Consider the following 5724-nt stretch of genomic DNA (forward strand, 5'->3'; position numbering starts at 1 on the left):
CGATCTGACGCGGGGCGTTGAGTCTCGGTGGCTGTCGTCAAGCAGATCAGCGCCAGACGTCGTGGTCCGAGGCGGAGATCGGTGGCCCGCCCGCACGTACGGAGGGCGAGCCATGGGAGAGTATAGCCAAGCATTTGTTGCGTTTGATATGACCTAAGAAGTACGCGGTGGCGATCGAGAAGGGCGGCCGCACTGGCGAGGTCCGGTTCGTCGTGAGCTCGAGAAAGGCAATCAACTGCGACGGCCTGTCGAAGCGACGCACAACGCCTGCAGCAGCGACTACCTGCTCGAGGATAGGCGAGCGTTCGGTCTCGACGGCCTCGTCCTGCGACTTCGCAAGCGTAGTCTCATCGAACAGCACCCCGATGACCTTGCTCAGGTGTGCGCTACTGCGCTGAATGAAGTGGGTCGGCGGAGAGCGCGGGTTTGTCGATGGCATCGTCTCCAGCGCGATCCGCGAGCGATCCGATTTATCTAGCCCGATTCTCCTCGCGTACGTCTTGCCGGGGGTGCGAACGATCGCGAAGTCACCATTCTTTACTTCGGCCGTTGCAGATACGATCAGGGTCTGACCCGGGAAGGCGACCAGGCCCAGCGTCGGCGCCCTCAGGATGAAAAGCGCGTACCGCGCAGAAAATTGAAGCCCGCATCACGGTCGAAGGAGTCGTTAAACGCGTCCCGCTAAAACCCATATAGTCGTACTCGAATTTGACAGACCAATCGGGCGAGAGCGCTTGCTCAACGCCAGCTCCGAGACTCCAACCGAAGCGACCATAATCGAAATGTGTTGTTTGCCGTCCGAACCCAGGGGAGTCCTGCGTCAAAAATTCGTTGTTGTTGGCGATCTCGCCACGATTGTTTTGCCAAACGCCTGCCTTGACGTAGGCCAGCATTTGGCCCCGCGGGCCAAACGTGTACCCGACACGTGCGGTCGCTGTGGAAAAGGAGTCCGGACCTGCGTGGCAGGTGTCTATTACAGCAGTGCCTGAGAAGGCAAAACAGCTGTTTGTGCCGTCGGAGACAGCGTAGCCCGCGTCGAGTTCGGCGCCGAATACCAACCTATCTCTTTGCCAATTGTAGCCGATCTGGCCTCCGGCCAGGAACACCGGCGTGCTGACGACGTCTCCATAAATCGATGGGCCATAAGGATCACTGAAGGACGTGCCGCCAAGCCCCCGCCGCCGTGGACGCCAATATATCCTCCGGTCCAGTCCCAAACCGCCGACCCCGGCTCGACCATCCTGTCGAGATTGGCCGAATTGGCTGCGCCGCATGCGGCGAACGCGACTGTTGCCCCGCCCCAAATCAGAACTCCAGATCGCATTCACCTCACGAAACAAACGACGCATGACGCGATCGGCAACGAAACTCCCAAGGCTGGCGGTTGTGGGGCCGCTCCAATAGCCACTGGGCAAAACTCGTGCCAGCTTGAGCCACTCTCCTTGCGAGCGCTTTTCGATGGCGATGTCGTCTAGGTGTGGAGAGAAAAACTGGGTAATCGCATTACGCCGTGTGCGGGATCTGGAGGCGCGCCAGCCTGCAGAAAACCCATCCACCATTGAGGTCGATCCAAGTGACGTCACGCGCTACATCGTCGACGTCGACGACGATATCGGCGATCAACGCCCAGGCGATCGAAACCGGGCCGGGCCACCGTTCCGCTCGCGGATCGTCCGAGATCATCGTCGATGACCTCGATGTCGGCGAACCCGCGCTGACGTGCAATGTCGACGAGATCGTATTGCCGCCGCTGGCTTTCCAGGTTGGTCATGACCTGGGACTGTGTCGATTGACGCACATAGACGACGGCCTTGCGCTTCAGGAGCTGCGCCGGGATCGGTTCAGCGCCGGTCATCGCCGAGCTCCTCGACGACGAGACCGGTGGCCTGCATCAGGATTTGGGCAAGCGTGATTACCGCCTTCGTTCGTTCCGCCTCGCTCATCCCGTCCAGCCTGCGGGGCTCGAATATCAGGCTCATCTGTCTGCCCGAGGTCAGCGCGGGCACGTCGTGCTTTTCCATCGACTTTCTCCCAAGCGATTCCATCATCGCGTTGGGAGTTTGGAGAAGCCGTGACCGGGGTGACCAGCCTCTTCAAATCTGACAGCGCCCCGATATCAACCTGCGGCCGGCCAAGGCTCATCTCGGCGCAGACGACGGGATCCACCATCCAGCCCGGCATCGAAACGACAATGCCAGAGGGGCCTTCCACTTTGAGAAACTGGCCGGTCGCCCGCTGCTCTACACGTCGCACACTGACTTTTCGGCCGAAATAGGGATGCCAGGGATAGTGAACCTCTCGTTCTTCCCCGACATGGGCAGAATGAACGGGCGATGGCTCTCGGCAGAAAGTCCTGGCTGTTCTGCGGTTCCGATCGCGGCGGACAGCGCGCTGCCGTTCTCTACAGCCTGATCGCCAGCGCCAAGTTGAATGACATCGACCCTCAGGCCTGGCTCGCCGATATCCTGGCGCGCATCGCGGCCCACCCAGCACAGCGGATCGATGATTTGCTGCCGTGGAATTGGAGATTCGCAAAACTGCGGACCCAACCAGCGGCGGCCTGATCATGCAGCGCAATAAGGCGCATCACGTCTACACCGTCGAACGCGTCGCCAGGGACCTCGGCGTCGGCGAAGCGCTCATCCAGGACCTGACCCTCGGTCTCGAGCCCGAGGACGGCGTCATCTGGGTCTACGGCGCCAACGATGACGACGGGATCCTGCCCTTCACCGATGAAGGCATCGAGGAGGTCAAACTCCTCCTCGAAGAATATCATCGCGTCTCACCGTCGAAAGCTTGACCCCAGCACCGGTTCTCAGGTGCTCATGGCCGCCGGATACGCACGCCTGCGGTCTTCACCGGGTGGGTACCATTCCCTGAGCGCCGTCTGGATGAAGCGCTCGGCCTTGCCGTTATCCGGTATGTGATCTGTGGTGCCTTTTCGTCCTGCTGTTCTTGTTTTGGAACGGCCTTATGGTGAGCCCATCCGGGACGTGGGGCACCGGGAGCACGAAGGTGCAGGCAGGCCGTCCATAGACCGTGGGCTGAGAGCCCGAGCTCGTTACATGGCCGCCCCTCGCGACTTTCCCGGATGCGCTGCGAGCGCGGATCAGTAGATGTCGTGTTGCCCGCCAGCTCCCGTCTTTGACCGAGCCAAGAAGGAGGAACGGGCATGCGCATCATCGGGCTGGATATCCATCGCGCCTTCGCCGAGGCGGTAGCTTGGGAGGACGGCAGGCTCAGGCGGCTGGGTCGTGTCGACATGCGGCGCGATCTGCTGGATGCCTTCGCAAGAAAGCTGTCGTTGGATGATGTCGTGGTGATCGAGGCGACGGGTAACGCATCCTCGGCCGCCGCGGTTGTCGCGCCGCATGTGAAGAAAGTGGTGATCGCAAACCCCAAGCAGGTGCGCATCATCGCCTATGCCAAGATCAAGACGGATACGATCGATGCCAGCGTTCTGGCGCAGCTCTGTGCCAGCGGCTTCCTGCCGGAAGTCTGGATTCCGGATGAGCCGACGCAGGCTCTGCGTCGACAGGTGACACGGCGCAATCAGATTGTCCGACAGAGATCTCGATTGAAGAACGTCATCCAGTCGATCCTTCATAGTCACCTGATCCCGTCCTGCCCGCATGCCGACCTGTGCGGCACTAAGGGCCGGTCATGGTTGAGCGAGCAGGTCGTACCGCAGGACGAGCGCCTCGCGATCGATCGGCATCTGCGCGAGTTCGACCGATTGGGCGAAGACCTCCAGGTCATCGAACGCGATCTTGCCCGCTCGGCTCTCGCGGAAGAAGGCGTGAAGCGGCTGATGACCATTCCCGGCGTCGACATGACCGTCGCGCTGGCGATGAAGGCGGCGATCGGCGACGTGTCGCGCTTCGACGATCCGCAGAAGCTCGTGAGCTATCTCGGGTTGAACCCTAGCGTCCGACAGTCCGGGCCAGGTCCGGCCTACCATGGGCGGATCACCAAGCAGGGCCGTGGTCATGCGCGGCATGCTCGTCGAGGCGGCCTGGGCGGCCGCTCGTGCCCCCGGACCGTTGCGAGCCTTCTTCCTGCGCGTGCGAGCCCGGCGCGGCCAGCATGTCGCGGCCGTCGCCACCGCACGCAAACTCGCTGTCGTGATCTGGCATCTGCTGACGAAGGGCGAGAGTTACGCGTGGGCTCGACCCTCCCTGCATGCCAAGAAGCTGCGCGATGTGGAACTCAAGGCCGGGAGCAAGGCTGTGCGCGGCCAAAAGGGGGCCGCGCACGCCTACAACATCAAGAGCCACCGGGAAGAAGAGCGCCGCTGGGTGGAGCAGGCCGAGGGCGCCTATGCACGCTTCGTCGCCGGTTGGAACCCGCGAGGCCCGAGAAAGGCGCGCACGGATGCCGCAAACGAGGTGCGACGATAGAAGCTGCGCGGCAGGGCTCTCACCTCGGACCCTGCTCTTCGCCACGCGGTCATCCGTGCGCGACAGGAGAATAGCGCAGATTTATCAAAAAGGCTCTTGTCGATCACATCAGTGGTCTTGGGCGTGTAGGGTTTGGTGCGAATGTGCTTGAGGCCAAGCTTGCGGCAGGCCTTGGCGAAGGCCTTCGACCTGTAGCAGGACCCGTAGCACCTACGGAAGGAATGAGCGGAGGCAGCCGAGACAGCGGTGCGCGCAGCTTTTCGCTGCAGGCGCGCACCGCTCGATGCGGCCATGGCCAGTCAGAGTTTCTCTAGAACAAGCGAGGGCGATCGGCTACAAGCTACAACTCGGTCAACCTATTCTAGCGTCTTTGTTGGCAGCGGTACACTCGCGATCAGCTGCGCGCAGCTGGCCATGGAGACGGACCACGACATTCGCGCGGTGCTGTGTGGCGACGCGATATTCGCCAACTGGGCGGCTCGCGCCAACATCCCATGCATGGCAAGCGTTGAAGAGTTGTCGAGCTTCCTGAAGACCGAGCCGGCGGAGTGGCTTTTTTCCGTTGTCAATCCGTTCCTTTTGCCGGCCGATGTGCTGGGACAGATCAGTCGAGGTGTTTCAACTACCACGACGGCCCTTTGCCGCGATATGCCGGAACTCACGCGACGTCTTGGGCGCTGTTGGCGCAAGAGACCGAGCATGCCATCACGTGGCATCGTATCGATGACGGGGTGGATACGGGCGACGTGGCGGTTCAGCGCCAAGTGCTGGTGACGCCCGCCGACACGGCACTGAGCCTGAACCTGAAATGTTACGAAGCCGCTGTCGAGGGTTTCCGCGAGCTTTTAGCTGGCGTGACGGGGGGCAAGCTCAGTACTCGTCGCCAAGCCAGGCTTTTGGCATGGACGTGCCGCTGACGACGCTGTTCACCAGGCCGGTGCTTGCCGATCTGGCGGCAGGCATCGTCGAGGTGCTGAGCCGCTGCGGCCCGCACGAGCTGCCGGCGATCACGGCGGTGTCGCGCCAAGAGCCGCTGGTGCTGTCGTTCGCCCAGCAGCGGCTATGGTTCCTGGCGCAGCTGGATGAGACCAGCACCAACTACCACATGCCGCTGGCCTTGCGGTTTAAGGGTCGGCTGGACCGGGCCGCATGGCAGCGGAGCCTTGAGGGGTCGGAACAAGAACTGTTCCCAGCGACACGCTAAGGCTGAACGGAGCAGGAACGTCAGGCGGCGGCACGAAGTAGCTTCGTCGGAGGTCTGAGCGACCGGAAGCCTTCGGGCATCTGATGCTCCGCATCCCAAGTGTAGATGCCGGTCAGATTG

At 62.0% G+C, this 5724-nt stretch carries 6 protein-coding genes and 3 pseudogenes; 5 read left to right on the forward strand and 4 right to left on the reverse strand.

All coding sequences use genetic code 11. The features are described 5' to 3' along the window. Positions 1-46 precede the first annotated feature (46 nt). The 4 genes and pseudogenes from PU724_RS33360 to PU724_RS33375 all read right to left on the reverse strand — a co-directional run bounded on the left by PU724_RS33360 (position 47) and on the right by PU724_RS33375 (position 2021). Entirely contained in the window at positions 47-439 is a 393-nt protein-coding gene (locus PU724_RS33360) for a hypothetical protein (RefSeq protein ID WP_354426028.1), read from the reverse strand. Between the two features lie 88 nt (positions 440-527). After that, positions 528-1349, reverse strand: coding sequence for an outer membrane protein (locus tag PU724_RS33365; RefSeq protein WP_426213810.1), 822 nt, complete (start codon positions 1347-1349; stop codon positions 528-530). A gap of 278 nt (positions 1350-1627) precedes the next feature. Continuing rightward, positions 1628-1855 (reverse strand): annotated as a pseudogene (locus PU724_RS33370) (recombinase family protein); the annotation flags it as partial. Further along, positions 1842-2021, reverse strand: coding sequence for a hypothetical protein (locus tag PU724_RS33375; protein WP_354426024.1), 180 nt, complete (start codon positions 2019-2021; stop codon positions 1842-1844). The gene PU724_RS33375 and the pseudogene PU724_RS33370, both read right to left, overlap by 14 nt. Before the next feature lie 306 nt (positions 2022-2327). Here PU724_RS33375 and PU724_RS33380 point away from each other — a divergent pair. The 5 genes and pseudogenes from PU724_RS33380 to PU724_RS33400 form a co-directional block, all read left to right on the forward strand. Next, positions 2328-2564, forward strand: a pseudogene (locus PU724_RS33380) (transposase domain-containing protein); the annotation flags it as partial. 2 nt (positions 2565-2566) lie between these two features. After that, positions 2567-2800: a hypothetical protein gene (locus PU724_RS33385; protein ID WP_354426022.1), complete on the forward strand. Its 234-nt coding sequence runs from the start codon at positions 2567-2569 to the stop codon at positions 2798-2800. A 372-nt stretch (positions 2801-3172) separates the two neighbouring features. Then, positions 3173-4400: pseudogene (locus PU724_RS33390) on the forward strand (IS110 family RNA-guided transposase). 548 nt (positions 4401-4948) lie between these two features. After that, positions 4949-5317, forward strand: coding sequence for a formyltransferase family protein (locus PU724_RS33395; protein ID WP_354426020.1), 369 nt, complete (start codon positions 4949-4951; stop codon positions 5315-5317). After that, positions 5302-5604 carry a condensation domain-containing protein gene (locus PU724_RS33400; RefSeq protein WP_354426018.1) on the forward strand — a complete coding sequence of 101 codons (303 nt, stop codon included), beginning with the start codon at positions 5302-5304 and terminating at the stop codon, positions 5602-5604. Before PU724_RS33395 ends, PU724_RS33400 begins: the two co-directional genes overlap by 16 nt. Positions 5605-5724 lie beyond the last annotated feature (120 nt).

Source organism: Mesorhizobium abyssinicae, from assembly GCF_049887195.1.
Classification (GTDB): Bacteria; Pseudomonadota; Alphaproteobacteria; order Rhizobiales; family Rhizobiaceae; genus Mesorhizobium; species Mesorhizobium abyssinicae.